The organism is Brachybacterium sp. SW0106-09 (assembly GCF_001293905.1).
Taxonomy (GTDB): Bacteria; Actinomycetota; Actinomycetes; order Actinomycetales; family Dermabacteraceae; genus Brachybacterium; species Brachybacterium conglomeratum.
This window is the reverse complement of the sequence record NZ_BCAK01000001.1, coordinates 23,423-38,991: the sequence shown is the minus strand read 5'-3', so window position 1 is coordinate 38,991 and position 15,569 is coordinate 23,423. Positions and strand designations below refer to the sequence as shown.

14 protein-coding genes are annotated in these 15,569 nt (G+C 73.1%); 3 read left to right on the top strand and 11 right to left on the bottom strand.

The window, feature by feature from the left end; translation table 11 throughout:
* Window positions 1-9 precede the first annotated feature (9 nt).
* Window positions 10-933 (top strand): DUF4870 domain-containing protein, encoded by a 924-nt coding sequence (locus tag Y09_RS00155; protein WP_053915661.1) that lies wholly within the window; start codon window positions 10-12, stop codon window positions 931-933.
* A 218-nt stretch (window positions 934-1,151) separates the two neighbouring features.
* Here the strand turns inward: Y09_RS00155 and Y09_RS00150 are convergent, their stop codons facing one another.
* The 7 genes from Y09_RS00150 to Y09_RS00120 form a co-directional block, all read right to left on the bottom strand.
* Window positions 1,152-1,538, bottom strand: coding sequence for an iron chaperone (locus Y09_RS00150; protein ID WP_053915660.1), 387 nt, complete (start codon window positions 1,536-1,538; stop codon window positions 1,152-1,154).
* 136 nt (window positions 1,539-1,674) lie between these two features.
* Window positions 1,675-2,832, bottom strand: a complete 1,158-nt coding sequence (gene hemW / locus Y09_RS00145; protein ID WP_053915659.1) for a radical SAM family heme chaperone HemW — start codon at window positions 2,830-2,832, stop codon at window positions 1,675-1,677.
* Window positions 2,829-3,614: an MOSC domain-containing protein gene (locus Y09_RS00140; RefSeq protein ID WP_053915658.1), complete on the bottom strand. Its 786-nt coding sequence runs from the start codon at window positions 3,612-3,614 to the stop codon at window positions 2,829-2,831. The genes hemW and Y09_RS00140 overlap by 4 nt, the downstream gene beginning before the upstream one ends.
* Window positions 3,611-5,494, bottom strand: a complete 1,884-nt coding sequence (gene lepA / locus Y09_RS00135; RefSeq protein WP_053915657.1) for a translation elongation factor 4 — start codon at window positions 5,492-5,494, stop codon at window positions 3,611-3,613. Before lepA ends, Y09_RS00140 begins: the two co-directional genes overlap by 4 nt.
* A gap of 175 nt (window positions 5,495-5,669) precedes the next feature.
* Window positions 5,670-6,332, bottom strand: a complete 663-nt coding sequence (locus Y09_RS00130) for a M23 family metallopeptidase (RefSeq protein WP_308772437.1) — start codon at window positions 6,330-6,332, stop codon at window positions 5,670-5,672.
* A gap of 18 nt (window positions 6,333-6,350) precedes the next feature.
* Entirely contained in the window at window positions 6,351-7,268 is a 918-nt protein-coding gene (locus tag Y09_RS00125) for an alpha-E domain-containing protein (protein WP_082358551.1), read from the bottom strand.
* Window positions 7,255-8,895, bottom strand: a complete 1,641-nt coding sequence (locus Y09_RS00120; RefSeq protein WP_053915655.1) for a circularly permuted type 2 ATP-grasp protein — start codon at window positions 8,893-8,895, stop codon at window positions 7,255-7,257. Before Y09_RS00120 ends, Y09_RS00125 begins: the two co-directional genes overlap by 14 nt.
* 62 nt (window positions 8,896-8,957) lie before the next feature.
* Here Y09_RS00120 and Y09_RS00115 point away from each other — a divergent pair, with 62 nt between their 5' ends.
* Together Y09_RS00115 and rpsT are read left to right on the top strand one after the other, a co-directional pair.
* Entirely contained in the window at window positions 8,958-9,593 is a 636-nt protein-coding gene (locus Y09_RS00115; protein WP_053915654.1) for a type II toxin-antitoxin system PemK/MazF family toxin, read from the top strand.
* Window positions 9,594-9,954: 361 nt separating this feature from the next.
* Window positions 9,955-10,221: a 30S ribosomal protein S20 gene (gene rpsT / locus Y09_RS00110; RefSeq protein WP_053915653.1), complete on the top strand. Its 267-nt coding sequence runs from the start codon at window positions 9,955-9,957 to the stop codon at window positions 10,219-10,221.
* A 190-nt stretch (window positions 10,222-10,411) separates the two neighbouring features.
* On the opposite strand, the gene holA is transcribed toward rpsT, so the two are convergent.
* The 4 genes from holA to Y09_RS00090 all read right to left on the bottom strand — a co-directional run bounded on the left by holA (window position 10,412) and on the right by Y09_RS00090 (window position 15,561).
* Entirely contained in the window at window positions 10,412-11,398 is a 987-nt protein-coding gene (gene holA, locus Y09_RS00105) for a DNA polymerase III subunit delta (RefSeq protein ID WP_053915652.1), read from the bottom strand.
* 64 nt (window positions 11,399-11,462) lie between these two features.
* Window positions 11,463-13,829 carry a ComEC/Rec2 family competence protein gene (locus Y09_RS00100; RefSeq protein ID WP_053915651.1) on the bottom strand — a complete coding sequence of 789 codons (2,367 nt, stop codon included), beginning with the start codon at window positions 13,827-13,829 and terminating at the stop codon, window positions 11,463-11,465.
* 28 nt (window positions 13,830-13,857) lie between these two features.
* A complete protein-coding gene (locus Y09_RS00095) occupies window positions 13,858-14,745 on the bottom strand; it encodes a ComEA family DNA-binding protein (protein ID WP_053915650.1) in 888 nt (295 codons plus the stop codon).
* A gap of 102 nt (window positions 14,746-14,847) precedes the next feature.
* Window positions 14,848-15,561, bottom strand: a complete 714-nt coding sequence (locus tag Y09_RS00090) for a vitamin K epoxide reductase family protein (RefSeq protein WP_053915649.1) — start codon at window positions 15,559-15,561, stop codon at window positions 14,848-14,850.
* Window positions 15,562-15,569: the final 8 nt, after the last annotated feature.

Sequence of the window (15,569 nt, the reverse complement as noted above, 5' to 3'; positions counted from 1 at the left end):
AAGGATCCCATGAGCCAGACTCCGCATCCGCACGACCCGTACGGCACCGAGCCCGGCACCCCCACCTCCGACTCGCTGCCCGAGCAGCCTGCCGAGCGCCCGGCCTCGGACCACCTCGACATCGACGCCCCTGCCGCCCCCGCGCCGCAGGAGCAGGGCAGCGCGACCTCGGACCCGGCAGAGCATCCCTACGATCCGTTTGCGCAGTCCGCTCCCAGCGCGCAGCCGGCCCCCGCCGCGCAGCATGATCCGTTCGCGCAGCAGGACCCCTACGCGCAGCCGGGCTCCGCTCAGCAGGCGGATCCCTACGGGCAGTCCGCGAGCTCGGCCGCTCCGGCCGCGGCGCCGGCCTCCCCCTACGGGGCGCCCTCGCCGTCCCAGCCCTCCGCGCAGCCGGCCCATGCCCAGCAGCCGTACGGGCAGCAGCAGGCTCCGCATGCCCAGCAGCACGCTCCCTACGCCGCCCACGGACAGACCTCAGCCGGAGGAACCATGAACCCCGACCAGACCCCCGCCCACGTCAAGGGCGTCTTCGACGGCCCGCTGATCGGTCAGCCCACCACCGAGTCCGACACGAAGCTGTGGGCGATGTTCGCGCAGCTCTCGGCGATCGTCGGCTATGTGATCGGCGCCGGCTTCCTCGGCTGGCTCGGCCCGCTGATCATCTTCCTGGTCTACAAGGACCGCAACCGCTTCGTCCGCTACAACGCGGCGGAGGCGCTGAACGCGGCGATCGCGACCCTGATCGTGGAGATCGCGCTCGCCATCGTCTTCACCATCATCACGGTCATCACCTTCGGCTTCGGCTCGGTGCTCTTCGCCCTCATCGGCGTCCCGGCGCTGGTCCACGTCGTCTTCGCCATCATCGGCGCGGTGAAGGCCTACCAGGGCGAGTGGTGGAACTACCCCGTCAACATCCGCCTCGTGAAGTGATCCACTTCCACAGCGTCTGAACCTCGGCCGACGGCCGGATGCAGGAGCCCCCGGGAGTCGCTCCCGGGGGCTCCTGCATGTCGGGGCGCGGGCGGCCGACCTCGCGCACCACAACCGGATGCCGCGCGCCGGAACCGGATACCGCGCGCCCGGGCCGGACGCCGCGGGTCAGGACTCGACGCCGCGGGCCGGGTCCTGCCGCACGGCGCCGCGGCCCGTCACATCCAGTTCACGCCGTCCTGCTCGAACTCGGCGAGGCGGTGGCGCGCCATTCGCCGCAGCAGGTCCTCCGGCATCGGCGTGTCGTAGGGGAGCTTCACGCTGCCCTTGCCGGTCTCGAGCCCCTCGAGCTCCGCGGCGAAGGCCTCCTTCGCGCTCGGGGTGACGGTGAAGTTCGCGTGCGCCTTGTGAGCGCTGATGGCGAGCAGGATCGTGCCGCGGGGGTGGACGAAGGCGGGGCTGCCCCATTTGATCGCCTCGGTCGCCTCGGGCAGCTCCTCGCGCACCAGGTTCCGCAGCTCGGCGAGGCGAGTGCGGGCCGGGTCCTCGAGGGCGGCGAGGTACTCGTCGATCGTCGTCGGGCGGGATCCTGTCGGTGGCGTCATGCGGACAGTGTGCACCTCGGTGATCCGTGGGACCAGTGGATCGACGACGAGAGAGCACGGCTGCCGGGGCAGAGAGCAGGAGGAGGCTCGAGCTCGAGGGGCTCGGTCATCGAGATCGTTCCGCGGCCGACGGGTCTCAGGGCACGAGGTCGCGGATCACCGCGTCGGCGAGCAGACGCCCTTCCCTGGTGAGGACCGCGCGGCCTGCGGCGAGGGCGTCGGGATCGAGGTGGCCCCGATCGCGGTGCACCTCGAGCATCGAGCGGTTCTGCTCGGGCACGACGTCGACGGCGAGGCCGTCGGCGATCCGCAGCTCGAGCATGATGCGCTCGACGAGCCGGTCCTCGGCGGCGACCTGCTCGCTGTCCGCGACGGGCAGTTCGCCGGAGGCGAGCATGCGCGCGTAGCGGCTGGGATGCTTCACGTTCCAGGAGCGCAGTCCGTCGCGGTGGCGGTGGGCGCCGGGTCCGATCCCCCACCAGTCCCCGCCCTTCCAGTAGGCGAGGTTGTGGCGGGAGCGGTGCTCGGGGGTGCGGGCGAAGTTGGAGACCTCGTACCAGGTCAGGCCCGCCTCGCACGTGAGGTCGTCGACGAGCTCGTACTTGTCGGCCATGTCGTCGGGGTCGGGCGCCTCGATCTCGCCGCGGCGCAGCTGCCGGGCCATGGCGGTGTTGCCCTCGATGATCAGCGAGTAGGCGGAGAGGTGGTCGACCTCGCAGGCCAGGGCCGCGCGCACGGAGGTCTCGACGTCGGCGACGGTCTCCCCCGGCGTGCCGTAGATGAGGTCCAGGCTCACCTGCAGCCCGGCGTCCTTCGCCCACTGGACCACCTGCGGCACCCGGTCGGGGTCATGGGTGCGGTCCAGGGTCGCGAGCACCGACGGGATCGCGGACTGCATGCCGATCGAGACGCGGGTGATCCCGCCGTCGGCCAGGCGCGAGAGCGAGGCGCGGGTGACCGAGTCGGGGTTCGCCTCGGTGGTGACCTCGGCGCCCTCCGCGAGCGGGATCAGGGAGCGCAGGTGGTCGAGCATCCGCACGAGGTCGTCGGCGGGCAGGAGGGTGGGGGTCCCGCCGCCGAAGAAGACGGTGGAGATCTCCTCGTATTCGTACCCGGCCGCGCGGTCCGCCGCGAGGGTCAGGTCCATCTCGGCCATCGCGTTGTCCGCGTACTCGGCCTGGGACCCGCCGCCGCCCAGCTCGGCGTTCGTGTAGGTGTTGAAGTCGCAGTACCCGCAGCGCACGGCGCAGAACGGAACGTGGATGTAGGCGGAGAGGTCCTTCACGACCGTCACAGCCCGAGACCGAGACCGAGGCCCCGTCCGGTGGAGCGCAGCCGCTCCGGGAAGTCCTCGCGCTCGCCCGCTCTGGCGAGCGTCTTCTGCGCGGCGCCGACGAGGGTCTCGTACAGCACGGTGCCGCTCGCCTCCGCCCAGTCGAGCAGGGCGCGGGCCTGCGCGGCGTCCAGTCCCCGGAAGGCGTCGGCGATCGTCACGCCGTGGTCCGCCCGCTCGAGCACCTCGATCGCGTCGCCGGCGCGCACCTCGCCCTCGACGAGCACGCGGAAATAGGCGCCGGCCCGGCCCTGGTCGGTGAAGGCGCGGCCCCAGCGGCGGTCCCCCATCCAGGCGGCGAAGGTGCCGCAGGGGTTGCGGGGGCAGGTCGCCTCGAGCTCTGCGCCGCCGATCCGCCAGCGCTCCCCGATCACCGTGTGGTCGGTGTCCTGGCCGACGGTGGCGAGGTTCTCGCCGAAGAACCCGTCGGGCAGCTCGTGGCCGAGCGCGGAGGCGTAGGCCTCGCGCACCTCCCGGGAGTAGGCGTAGACGGCCTTGAAGATCCCGCCGTGGTGCTCACGGTCGCCCTGCACGTCGCCGAGCACGCCGTGGGTGAGGAGCGTGACGGGCCCGTCGGCCGGGCGCTTGTCGATCCCGCTCATGAGGGAGCGCTCGCGCACCTCGAAGAGCTGGGCGACCGTGCACACCGCGCCGAGCCGGCCGCCGCCGGGTTCGAAGGCGACCTCGAGCGGGTCGAGGCGGCGCGGGGCGGTCTCGGGCAGCGGGCCGGGCGCGGTGCTCACTTCTTCTTCTTCTCGTCCTTCGAGGGCTCGGAGGCGTCGGAGGAGAGCGCGGCGATGAAGGCCTCCTGCGGCACCTCGACGGAGCCGATGTTCTTCATGCGCTTCTTGCCCTCCTTCTGCTTCTCCAGCAGCTTGCGCTTGCGGGAGATGTCGCCGCCGTAGCACTTGGACAGCACGTCCTTGCGCATGGCGCGGATGTTCTCGCGGGCGATGATGCGCGAGCCGATCGCGGCCTGGATCGGGACCTCGAACTGCTGGCGGGGGATGAGGTTCTTGAGCTTGCCGGACATGTCCACGCCGTAGGAGTAGGCCTTGTCGCGGTGCACGATCGCGCTGAACGCGTCGACCGGCTCGCCCTGCAGGAGGATGTCGACCTTGACCAGGTCCGCGGTCTGCTCGCCGGAGACGTCGTAGTCCAGCGAGGCGTAGCCGCGGGTCTTGGACTTCAGCTGGTCGAAGAAGTCGAAGACGATCTCGGCCAGCGGCAGGGTGTAGCGCAGCTCGACGCGGTCCTCGCTGAGGTAGTCCATGCCGCCGAGGGTGCCGCGCTTGGACTGGCACAGCTCCATGACCGCGCCGATGAACTCGCTGGGCACGAGGATCGTCGCCGAGGCGACGGGCTCGCTGATCTGGTTCACCTTCCCCTCGGGGAAGTCGGAGGGGTTCAGCACCTCGATCTCGGTGCCGTCCTCCATCACGATCTGGTAGACCACGGAGGGGGCGGTGGAGATGAGGTCGAGGTCGAACTCGCGCTCGAGTCGCTCGCGGATGATCTCCAGGTGCAGCAGGCCCAGGAAGCCGACGCGGAAGCCGAAGCCGAGGGCGGTGGAGGTCTCCGGCTCGTAGACGAGCGCGGCGTCGTTGAGCTTGAGCTTGTCCAGCGCATCGCGCAGCACGGGATAGTCGGAGCCGTCGATCGGGAACAGGCCCGAGTAGACCATCGGCTTGGGATCGGCGTAGCCGGCCAGCGGATCGGTCGCGCCGCGCACCGAGGTGGTGATCGTGTCGCCCACCTTGGACTGGCGCACGTCCTTCACGCCGGTGATGAGATAGCCGACCTCGCCGGCGCCGATGCCCTGGGTGGGGTGCGGCTCCGGGGAGCTCACGCCGATCTCGAGCAGCTCGTGGTGGGCGCCGGTGGACATCATGTCGATCCGGTCGCGGGCCTTGAGGAAGCCGTCGACGACGCGCACGTAGGTGACGACGCCGCGGTAGGTGTCGTAGACGGAGTCGAAGATCATCGCGCGGCAGGGGGCGTCGACCTGTCCCTCGGGGGCGGGCAGGGTGCGCACCACGTGGTCGAGCAGCTCGGGCACGCCCACGCCGGTCTTCCCGGACACGCGCAGCACGTCCTCGGGGTCCACGCCGACGAGCTGGCCGATCTCGGCCGCGTACTTCTCGGGCTCGGCGCCGGGCAGGTCGATCTTGTTCAGCACCGGGATGATGGTCAGGTCGTGCTCCATCGCGAGGTACAGGTTCGCGAGCGTCTGCGCCTCGATGCCCTGCGCGGCGTCGACCAGCAGGATCGCCCCCTCGCAGGCGGCGAGGGAGCGGGAGACCTCGTAGGTGAAGTCCACGTGCCCGGGGGTGTCGATCATGTTCAGGGCGTAGTTGACGCCCTCGACCTGCCAGGGCATGCGCACGGCCTGGCTCTTCACGGTGATGCCGCGCTCGCGCTCGATGTCCATCCGGTCGAGGTACTGGGCGCGCATGGCGCGCTCCTCGACGATCCCGGTGATCTGCAGCATCCGGTCGGCCAGCGTCGACTTGCCGTGGTCGATGTGGGCGATGATGCAGAAGTTGCGGAGCCGCTCCTGGGGTGTCGACGCGGGAGCGATGTCCCGTGCCTCATCGGCAGCGATCCTCGGGGTCACCGGCATTCGTCCTCTCGTCGATGGTGTGCCGAGCGCGCATGCGCCGGGCATCGGTCCATGGTCTCATGTGCCGCACGCGCCGCGGCGTCCCGCGGGCGGCCGACGGGCCGACGTCACAGCGAGGCCGACGGGATCACCCGGCCGGGCGCCCGTCCCGGAGGAGAGCACCGGGCCGGGACGATCACCGCCCGTCGGCCTCCCCCGCGCCCGCCAGGCGCCGCCCGGCCCGCGGCACACCACCGGGGAAGGTGAGGGGCAGCGCCGCGGCCGTGCCGGGGTCGCGGCCGTCCATCGCCTGCACGTGCACGTGCGGCTCCATGCTGTTGCCGGAGTTCCCGCACCGGGCGAGCACCTCCCCCGCCGCGACCCGCTGTCCGATGCCCACGGCGATGCTGCCCTGCTGCAGATGGCACAGGACCACGAACGCCGCCCGGCCGCCGCGGGCGACCTCGAGGACGACGTGGTTCCCGGCGAGTCCCTGCCAGCCCCGGCGCAGTCGACGCCGCTGCGTGAGCGCGTAGAGCACCGACGGCAGACCGCGATGGGCGCGATGGTCGGCTTCCCCGTCGTGGACGTGCCGGACGGTCCCGTCGGCCGGGGCCAGCACCTCCAGGCCGAAGCCGACGAAGTGCTCCGGCGGCTCGGGCAGCAGGAACGACATCGGCGTGAACGGCGCCGTCCGGCCCCGGTCGTCGAGGGGCACCAGGTCGATCGCGCACGTCGAGGCGCCCAGCGTCGTCCCGTGGCTGGGGACGCGGTCCGCCGGGCTGTTGCGCACCAGCGCCGCCCCGCGCAGCGGGCTCACGAGCCCCAGCGGGCCCCTCTCCCCTCTCGCCGCGCTCACCCCTGCTCCCCGGCGGGCTCAGGCGGCGGGGTGGAAGTAGGTGGTGCCCAGCGATCTCGTGACGGCGCCGGTGACGCGCTGGAGCTGCTCCATCTCGTCCTCGAAGTCCTCGGTGATGTCCTCGAGCTGGCGGAAGCGCAGGCTCGCGAGCGCGCGGCCGACGATCCTGCGGCCCGGCTCGGCGGTGCCGAGGCGGTCGAAGCTGTTGCCGTGGAGCTTGGCGAGGGTCTCGAGCGCCTCGTCGATCTCGCTGAGGCAGTACGCGACCGAGCGCGGGAAGATCGAGTCCAGCAGCAGGAACTCGATCGCGCCGGAGACGCGCACGCGGCCGCGATAGGAGCGGATGTACGCCTCGTGCGCGCTGCAGGAGCGCAGCAGCAGCACGGTCGCCGCGTCGGAGGTGTCGGAGAGGTCGTGGGCCTGGAGGTTGCGGGCGAGCATGTCGACCCGTTCCAGCAGCTGGCCCACGCGCAGGAACAGCCATGCCTCGTCACGGGTCATCGACGCGTCCAGCAGGCCGTTGACCATGGCGCAGCGGTCCTTGGCGAACTGGAAGGCGCCGTGCATGCGGGAGGGCCGCACGACGCGGGGCATGCCGAGGGTGGCGGTGTTCAGCGACTCCCACACCTCCGTGGACAGCGCCTCGCGCACGCCGCGGGCGTTCTCCCGCGCGGCCTGGAGGGCGCCGGCGACGGAGGAGGGGTTCGCCCGGTCGGTGACCAGGCGCTCCAGCACCCGCTGCACCGTCAGGTCCTCGGCCTGCACGTCGGTGACGCCGAAGATCCCGTACACGCCCGCGCAGGAGTCGACGGGGTCGAGGGAGGCGTCCTCGGTGATCGACTGGAGCGACACGCCGAGGATGCGCGCGGCCTGGTCGGCCCGCTCCACGTAGCGGCCGATCCAGAACATCGCGTCGGCGATCCTACTGAGCATCATGGCGGTCCTCCTCCTCGTCGTCGGCCTCGATGATCGGGATGGCGGAGGTGACCGGGTCGGGCTCGACCTCCCGCTCCTCGCCGTGCTCCTCGCGGGGGTCGTCGAACTGGTCGCGCGTGTCGTCGGTCGGGTCCTCGATCCCCTCCTCGTCCTGGTCGGCGAGACCCGAGGCGGCGGCGCCGGGGCGGCCGGCGGCGAGCACCCAGGTGTCCTTCGAGCCGCCGCCGCGGGAGGAGTTCACGATCATCTCCCCGCTCGGCAGGGCGACGCGGGTGAGCCCGCCGGGCAGCACCCAGACGTCGTCCCCGCTGTTCAGGGCGAAGGGGCGCAGATCCACGTGGCGGGGCTCTGGCCCCTCCTCCACGAGAGTGGGGATGGTGGAGAGCTGGACGACGGGCTGGGCGATCCAGCCGCGCGGATCGGCGCGCAGCCGCCTCCGCAGCGCGTCGAGCTCCTCGTGCGTGGCGGAGGGGCCGATGACGATGCCCTTGCCGCCGGAGCCGTCCACGGGCTTGACCACGAGCTCCTCGAGCCGGTCGAGGACCTCGACGAGGGAGTCGGGCTCCTCGAGCCGCCAGGTGTCGACGTTGGGGAGGATCGGCTCCTCGCAGAGGTAGTAGCGGATCAGGTCCGGGACGTAGGTGTAGGTCAGCTTGTCGTCGGCGATGCCGTTGCCGATGGCGTTGGCGACCACGACGTTGCCTGCGAGGACGGAGCGGACCAGGCCCGGCACGCCCAGCATCGAGTCGGGGCGGAACACCTCGGGGTCGAGGAAGTCGTCGTCGGTGCGCTTGTAGATGACGTCCACGCGGCGCAGTCCCGCGGTGCTGCGCATGTAGATGCGATCGCCCCGCTCGACGAGGTCCGAGGCCTCCACGAGGTCGACGCCCATCGTGCGGGCGACCAGCGAGTGCTCGAAGTAGGCGCTGTTGTAGCGGCCGGGGGTCAGCACCACCACGGTCGCCTCCTCGCCGGCGGTGTCCGGGGCGGCGGCCTGCAGCGCGGCCAGCAGCCGGCCGGGGTACTCGCCGACGCGGCGCACGGGCCGGTCCGCGAACAGCTCGGGGAAGCCCTGGGCCATGGCGCGGCGGTTCGAGAGCACATAGCTGACGCCGCTGGGGGTGCGGACGTTGTCCTCGAGCACCCGGAAGCCGCCGTCCCCGTCGCGGACCAGGTCGATGCCGGAGACGTGGATGCGCACCCCGTTCGCCGGCCGGTAGCCGCGCACCGCGTCGACCACGTAGGTCGAGGAGGTGACGAGCTCCTCGGGGATCACGCCGTCGGCGATGGCGCTGCGGTCGCAGTAGAGGTCGTCGAGGAAGGCCTCCAGGGCGCGGACGCGCTGGGAGACGCCGGAGGAGACCCGGGCCCATTCGTCGGCGTCGATCACCCGCGGGATCGCGTCGATCGGGAAGGGTCGCTCCTCCCCCGCGTAGTCGAAGGTGACGCCCTGGTCGAGATAGCTGCGGGCGAGGGACTCGGAGCGGGAGCGGAACTCCTCCGGTCCCAGCCCGGCCAGCGCGTCATGCAGCGCCCGATAGGTGGGGCGCACGGTGCCGTCGGCGGCGAACATCTCGTCACCGTCCGCTCCGGTGCGGGCGCTGCGGAACAGCGAGGTGTCTGACATGCCTACCATTCTCACACCGACCTCCATCCCCTCGTGGGCGCTCCGCCCAGGAAGCGAGAACCATGTCGCTGCTCTCCCGGCTCGGCTCCGTCGCCCGTTCCCTCGCCCGCAATCCCTCGGTGCGCCGCGGCGCACGGGACCTCGGGCGCGCCGCGATCCGTTACGTTCAGGAGCAGCGCGGCGGGTCCAGGCAGGGCTCCGGGCAGCACGACGGTGCTCGTCCCGAGCCCGACGGTCGCGGGCAGGCGGCGGACGGCGTGCTCGCCGACCGCCGCCACGGCGCGCCGCTCGAGCTGGTCTACGCCCCGCGGGACGACGACCGTCCCGATCCGGGCGAGGTCGCGTGGGCGTGGGTCCACTACGAGGAGGACCTCTCCCAGGGCAAGGACCGTCCGGTCCTCGTGATCGCCGAGGAGGACGCCTCCGCCGGCGGCGCCGACGGGACGGGGACCGTGCTGGTGGCCCTGATGCTCACCTCCCGCGACCGCACCGAGCCCGGCGCGACCCGCACCGATGAGCACGGGGCGACCTGGGTGGACATCGGCGGCGGGGACTGGGACCGGCAGGGCCGCCCCTCGGAGGTCCGGGCGGACCGCCTGCTGCGCCTGGCCCCGGGGTCGGTGCGACGCGAGGGTGGGCGGCTGGACCGCGAGCGCTACGACCGGGTCGCGGAGGCGGTGCGCGCCGTCGCGCTGTGAGCGGCCGCCTCGCCGCCGGAGGTCGCGCAGGCTCTGCCCTCCGGGTGCGCGCCCTGTGCGGGCGCCGAGGAGCAGGTGGGGCGCGCATCGCGGATCGGGAGACACGGCGCACATGAGCACCGGTCCGGGGGCTGGCCTCTGTTAGGATCGCTCCTTGTATGTGTGACATACCGTTCGGTGTGCGCAGGGGTGTCCTCCCGAAGTGTCTCAGGGGACGGGCGGTTCGTGCGACCCGGGCGAGTACCCGTGGCAGCGACTCCGGTACCGACGTCTCCAGGCGAATCCCCACCGCCGTCCCCGTCGGCTCCGTTCCTCGGCAGTCCGGGATGATCCACCTCAGCAACACTGGAGAAGAGTCTTCGTGGCAAACATCAAGTCCCAGATCAAGCGCAACAAGACGAACGAGAAGGCTCGTCTGCGCAACCGCGCCGTCAAGTCGCAGCTCAAGACCTACACCCGCAAGGTGAAGGCCGCTGTCTCGACCGGCGATGCCGACGTGGCGAACGAGGCGCTGAAGTCCGCTTCGCGCAAGCTCGACAAGGCCGTCTCCAAGGGCGTCATCCACAAGAACCAGGCCGCGAACCGCAAGTCCGGTCTCGCCAAGCTGGTCGCCGGCGTCGCCAAGTGATCGTCGGTCCCTGACGAACCCCGCCCCTCTGGGGCATGAGGAGCCCGGTGCGCAGCGATGCGCACCGGGCTCCTTCATGTCCGGGGCGGGTGTCGCGGGAGCGGGTGCCTGCATCGGTCGTGGAGGCCGGGGCCGACGGTCGCGGGCGGCGGGGCCGACGGGGACGGGCGGCGAGGCCCGGCAGTCGCTCTCAGCGGGCGCGGCGCGCCCGGCAGATCTCCATCACCATGCGCTGCACCGACCACTGCGGGTCGCGGCCGGCGCCCTTGACCTCGTGGTCCGCGCGGGCCACGGCCTCGATCGCCCGGGCCAGGGAGCGGTCGTTCCAGCTCTTCGCCTCCCGGGAGAGGTTGCGCAGCATCCAGTCGGGCATGCCGAGGCTGCGCGGGGTCGCGTTCGGTGCGGACACCTTCGCCAGCGAGCGGACCTTCGAGGCGATCGCGGCGACGATCGGGACGGGGTCGGCGCCGGCGAGCTGCGCCTGCTGGAGCAGCTGCAGCGCGTCCTGCTCCTTGCCCGCGATCGCGGCGTCGGCGACGGCGAAGGCGGTGGACTCCACACGGCCGGAGGTCAGCGCGTGCACCTCGGCGACGGTCACCTGGGCGGGCTGCTCGCCCGGGTCGGGGGTGGTGTCCTCGATCAGCTGGCGACTGATCGCGGCGAGCTCTGCGAGGTCGGTGCCGAAGGCGTCGACGAGGGCGACCAGAGCGTCGGGCTGGATGCGACGGCGGGCACGGGCGAACTCCGCGGCGACGAAGGCCTGCTTGTCGGCGGCGCGCTTGACGGGGCTCGCGTCCACGCGCGGCATTCCCGCCTTCTTCAGGGCGTCCAGGAGCTTCTTGCCGCGGTTGCCGCCGCGGTGGACGAGCACGAGGGTGACGTCCTGCTCGGGGGTCTTCACGTAGTCGAGCAGCTCGAGCACGAGGGAGTCCGGGGCGGACTGCAGCTCGGGGACGACCACGAGGCGCGGCTCGCCGAACAGGGAGGGGCTCGCGACCTGCGCCAGGGCGCCGGGGCCGAGGGCCTCGCCGGAGAGGTCGTGGACCTCCACGGAGGGGTCGGCCTCCTTGGCCAGTGCGCGCAGGCGCTGCACGGCCCGGTCGGCGATCAGGCCCTCCGTGCCGTGGACGAGCACGATCGGTGCGAGGGCGACGCTGTGCCACTCGACATCGCTCACGGGAGCTCCTCACTGCTCAGGGGACTGCACGATCCTAGCGGTCCGGGCCGACGCCCCGGTGCCGCTACCGCGCTGGCGCGACGCTCCGCGGCGCGGCGTCCTCGCCCGTGGGGAGCACGACGGTGCCGTGGACGTCGGTGCGCAGCACCTGGGCACCGGTGCCGCGGACGAGGTCCAGCAGCTCGTCGGTGGGATGACCGAAGGTGTTCTCCCGCCCCACCGGGACCAGCGCCAGGTCGGGGTCGAGCTGCTCGTAGAGCGGGGCGTGCTGGAAGCGGGAGCCGTGGTGGGCGACCTTGACGATGTCCGCCGGGCCCGGCTCGGTCGCGGCGAGCTGCTCCTGCGCGGCGGGTTCGAGGTCGCCGAGGGTGACCAGGCGCGTCCCGTCGGCCCAGCGCGCCTCGAGCGCGATCGAGCAGTCGTTCGCGGCGTCCCCCTCCCCGGATCCCCGCTCGGCGGCGCTGGCCCGTTCGGCGGCCTCGGCCGAGTCGGGCCACAGCACCGTCAGCGCGAGTCCGTCCTGCTCCCAGCCGGTGCCGGTGGTCGCGACCTCGACCGGCGCTCCCGGGACGACGTCGGCCGCGGCGGCCGGCAGCGGGCAGACCCATTGCTGCGCCGGGGTGCGCGCCCCGGTCAGGGCGTCCCTCCCGCCGGTGTGGTCGGCGTGCGGGTGGGTGAGCACCAGCAGGTCGATATCCTGCACCTGCAGCAGGTCGAGGCAGGCGCTCAGCGCTGCCGGGTCGGGGCCGGTGTCCACCAGGACCGTCGGCCCGTCCCGGGCCGCGCCGGCGGGGCGCAGCAGCAGCGCATCGCCCTGGCCGACCGCGCACAGGGCGAGGCTCCAGCCGGGGGTGCTGCGCACCGGCAGCATCCGCCCGATGCCGGGGGCGAGCGCGATGACGAGAACCACTGCGGTGGCCCAGCGGACGGCGGGACGGCGCCTCCCCGCGACGGCGAGGCCCGCGAGGAGGAGCACGGCGATCGCGCCGAGCACGCCCGTGGTCCCGTCGGGCACGGCGATGCGGGAGCCGGGCAGGTCGTCGGCGGTGCGGGCGATGAGGAGCACCAGATGGGCCCCTCCTGCGGCGATCCCGTACAGCACCGCGGCCCCGCCGGGCCAGAGCACCCCGAGCACCAGCGCGACGAGGCCCAGCACGGTCGAGGGGCCGACGAGCGGCCCGACGAGCATGTTCACGGGCACGGCCCAGACGGAGACCTCGGGGGTCAGCAGGATCAGCACAGGCGTGCAGGCGGCCTGGGCGACGAGCGGCACGGCGAGCACGAGCGCAGCCGTCCGGCCGAGCCGTCCGCCGCTCATCTGCTCGAGCGCGCGGGCGAGCGGCGGTGCCGCGAGCAGGATCGCCGCGGTCGCGAGGGCGGAGAGCAGGAAGCCGATCGAGGCGGCGGTGACGGGGTCGAGCACGGACCACAGCGCGACGGTGAGGGCGAGCGCGGCGACCGGGGAGGCGCGCACGCCGGCGAACCGTGCGGCCAGCAGTGGTGCGGCCATGGTCGCGGCGCGCTGCACGCTCGGCTCGTCGCCGACCAGCCACACGTACCCCGCGACCACGCCGGCCGCGATCAGCAGGCGGGGACGGCGGCGCACACCGGCGAGCAGCAGCGGGCCCAGCACGGCGGCGAGGACGAGGGCGATGTTCGCTCCGCTGACGGCCACCAGATGCGAGATCCCGGCGCGGCGCATGATCTCCTCGGTCTGCTCCCCCATGCCGCTGGTGTCCCCGGTGGTCATCCCGCGCACGAGCGCGGCCTCGTCCGGAGGGAGATGAGCGGTGGCGTCGCGGGCGATCTGCCGCAGGCGGTGCCGGGTCTCCTGGCCCGGCCCGACACCGCCCGACGCCTCCTGCACGGGACCGACCTCCGTGGCGCGCAGGACCAGCAGCGAGGCATCGCCCGAGACCCGCCCCCGCGCATGGACGGGCTCCCCGTCGCGGATCCGGGCGAGTCCCTCCGCGGCCTTGCCGTCGGCGCGCACGAGCACGGGCACGGCGGCGGTGAGCTGCTCCTGCGTCAGTCCGATCCGTGCCGGACCCGGCTCGGTGCGGGCCATCATCTGCAGACCGGTGCGGGACCATTCCGGGCCGCCGCTCGGCGGTGCGGGGTCGCCTCCCGCGATCACGGTGAGCTCGACGACGAGCCCGTCGGCGGCGGCCTCGCCGAGCACGTCGGCGGTGCCGTCGTGGCGGTGGAGCGCAGGGACCAGGAGCAGTCCGGCCAGGAGCACCAGTGCGAGGTGGGCGAGGATGGTGCGCGCGCCGCGTGCGGGCCCGAGCAGGGTCAGGGCGGTCAGGGCGAGGGAGACCAGCACGGCCCCGGCGGCGATCGCAGCGGCGCCGCCTGCGGTCACTCCGAGCACCGCGAGCGCCCAGACGCAGGTCGCGCCGGGCAGCAGGCGCAGGTCCGCGCGGGTCATGCCCGCTCCTCGCTCCGGGGAGGCGTGCTCACACCGTCGCCCTGTCGCGCATCTTCTCGAGGGTCGCGGGGCCGATCCCCGAGACCTCCTCGAGCTGGTCGACGCTCTCGAAGCGCCCGTTCTGCTCGCGGTGGTCCACGATGCGCTGCGCGATCGCGGGGCCGACGCCGGGCAGCTCGTCGAGCTCGGCGACGCTCGCGGTGTTCAGGTCGATCAGTCCGCCGTCCGCTCCCCCACCGCCCGCCGCCCCGTCACCGGCACCGGCGTCGCCCGCGGGCGGAGCGTCCGCGGCGGGCGCCGGAGCGGCGACGGCCGGCGGCTCCTCCCCGGGGACGGGCACGTGGATCTGCTCGCCGTCGACGACGGGGCGGGCGAGGTTCACGGCGGCGAGCTCCGCCTCACCGGTCGCGCCGCCGGCGGCGTGCAGCGCGTCGTCGACCCGGGCGCCGGGCGGGAGGCGGACCACGCCGGGAGAGGTGACGGCGCCGGAGACGTGGACGACGAGCTCGGTCGGGGCGGAGGAGGCGGGGGCGGCGGGGTCCCCCGAGGACTCGGCTCCGCCCCCGCTCGTCCCGTCGCCTCCCTCGAGGTCGCCGTCATCGTCGGCGCCCTCGGCCCCGTCCGACCCCGCGCCGTCGGCGCCGCCCTCCGGGCCGGCCGCCTCGCCCTCCGCGACCGTCACTCCGGCAGGCTCCTCCTGCGGGATCGCCGAGCCGGTGCCGGAGAGGTGGATGACCCCGGCGCCGATCAGCACCAGCACCGCGATGCCGATCAGCGCGGAGGCCGGCGGGGCGGGGAAGGGCAGTCGACGTCGCTGCCGCTCGGCGCTGTGGTCGCGTCGGCGGATCAGCGGCTGCCCGGTGCGGCGATGCCGTGCCGCGGTGCCGCGCTCCTCGGTCCCAGGTGGTGCTCCCATGCCCGCGAACCTAGGCGCGCGGGGCGGGCGCCGTCCGAGCCCGCTGCCGCCCTGGGGACGGCGGGGCACTGTGGAGGAACGGTCAGGTCCCCCGGTCCGGGATCAGTCGAGGCCGAGCACGACCAGCCACTGCCGCCAGAACGCGGCGGCGATCACGACGACGACCAGCAGATACCACAGCACGGTCAGCAGCACCCAGCGGCGCAGCAGTCCTGCGAGCGGGGCTGGAAGCTTCAGATCGCCGTGCTCGATCGTGCGGGCCAGGGTCGCGAAGAACATCGGCGCGGTGACGGTCCAGATGACCATGCACCAGGGGCACAGCGCACGGATCACGAAGATCGCGGAGATCGCGAGGAAGTGGATGTAGCCGAAGGCGAACGTCATCCCACCGAGCCTCGCCCAGCGGAACCAGGTGGGCAGCTGCGTGCCGGAGACCATCAGCGCACCGGCCGCCGCCATGATCGCGAACCCGGCGAGCCCGATCGCCATGTTGGGGATGCCCAGCGCCGAGGACTGCCAGGTCATCATCACGTTGCCGCAGGAGATGAAGGGATTCACGTCGCAGCCGAGGCTCGCCCCGGGGTTCGCGAGCAGGAACTCCTTGCCGACCTGCAGCTCGAGGGAGGCGATCCAGCCGATGATGCCGCCCAGCAGGAGCACCAGGCCGGCCAGGCGGCTGCTCGCCCGCGGACGGGAGGCCCGTTCGGCCGCGAGCTCGGCGTCGATCTCGGCGCGCAGCGCGGCGTCGTCGGCTGGGGCAGGCTCCGGCGTGGAGGCCGCCCCGGTGGCGGATGGGTCGGTGTTCTTCTCGCTCATGGGTTCGG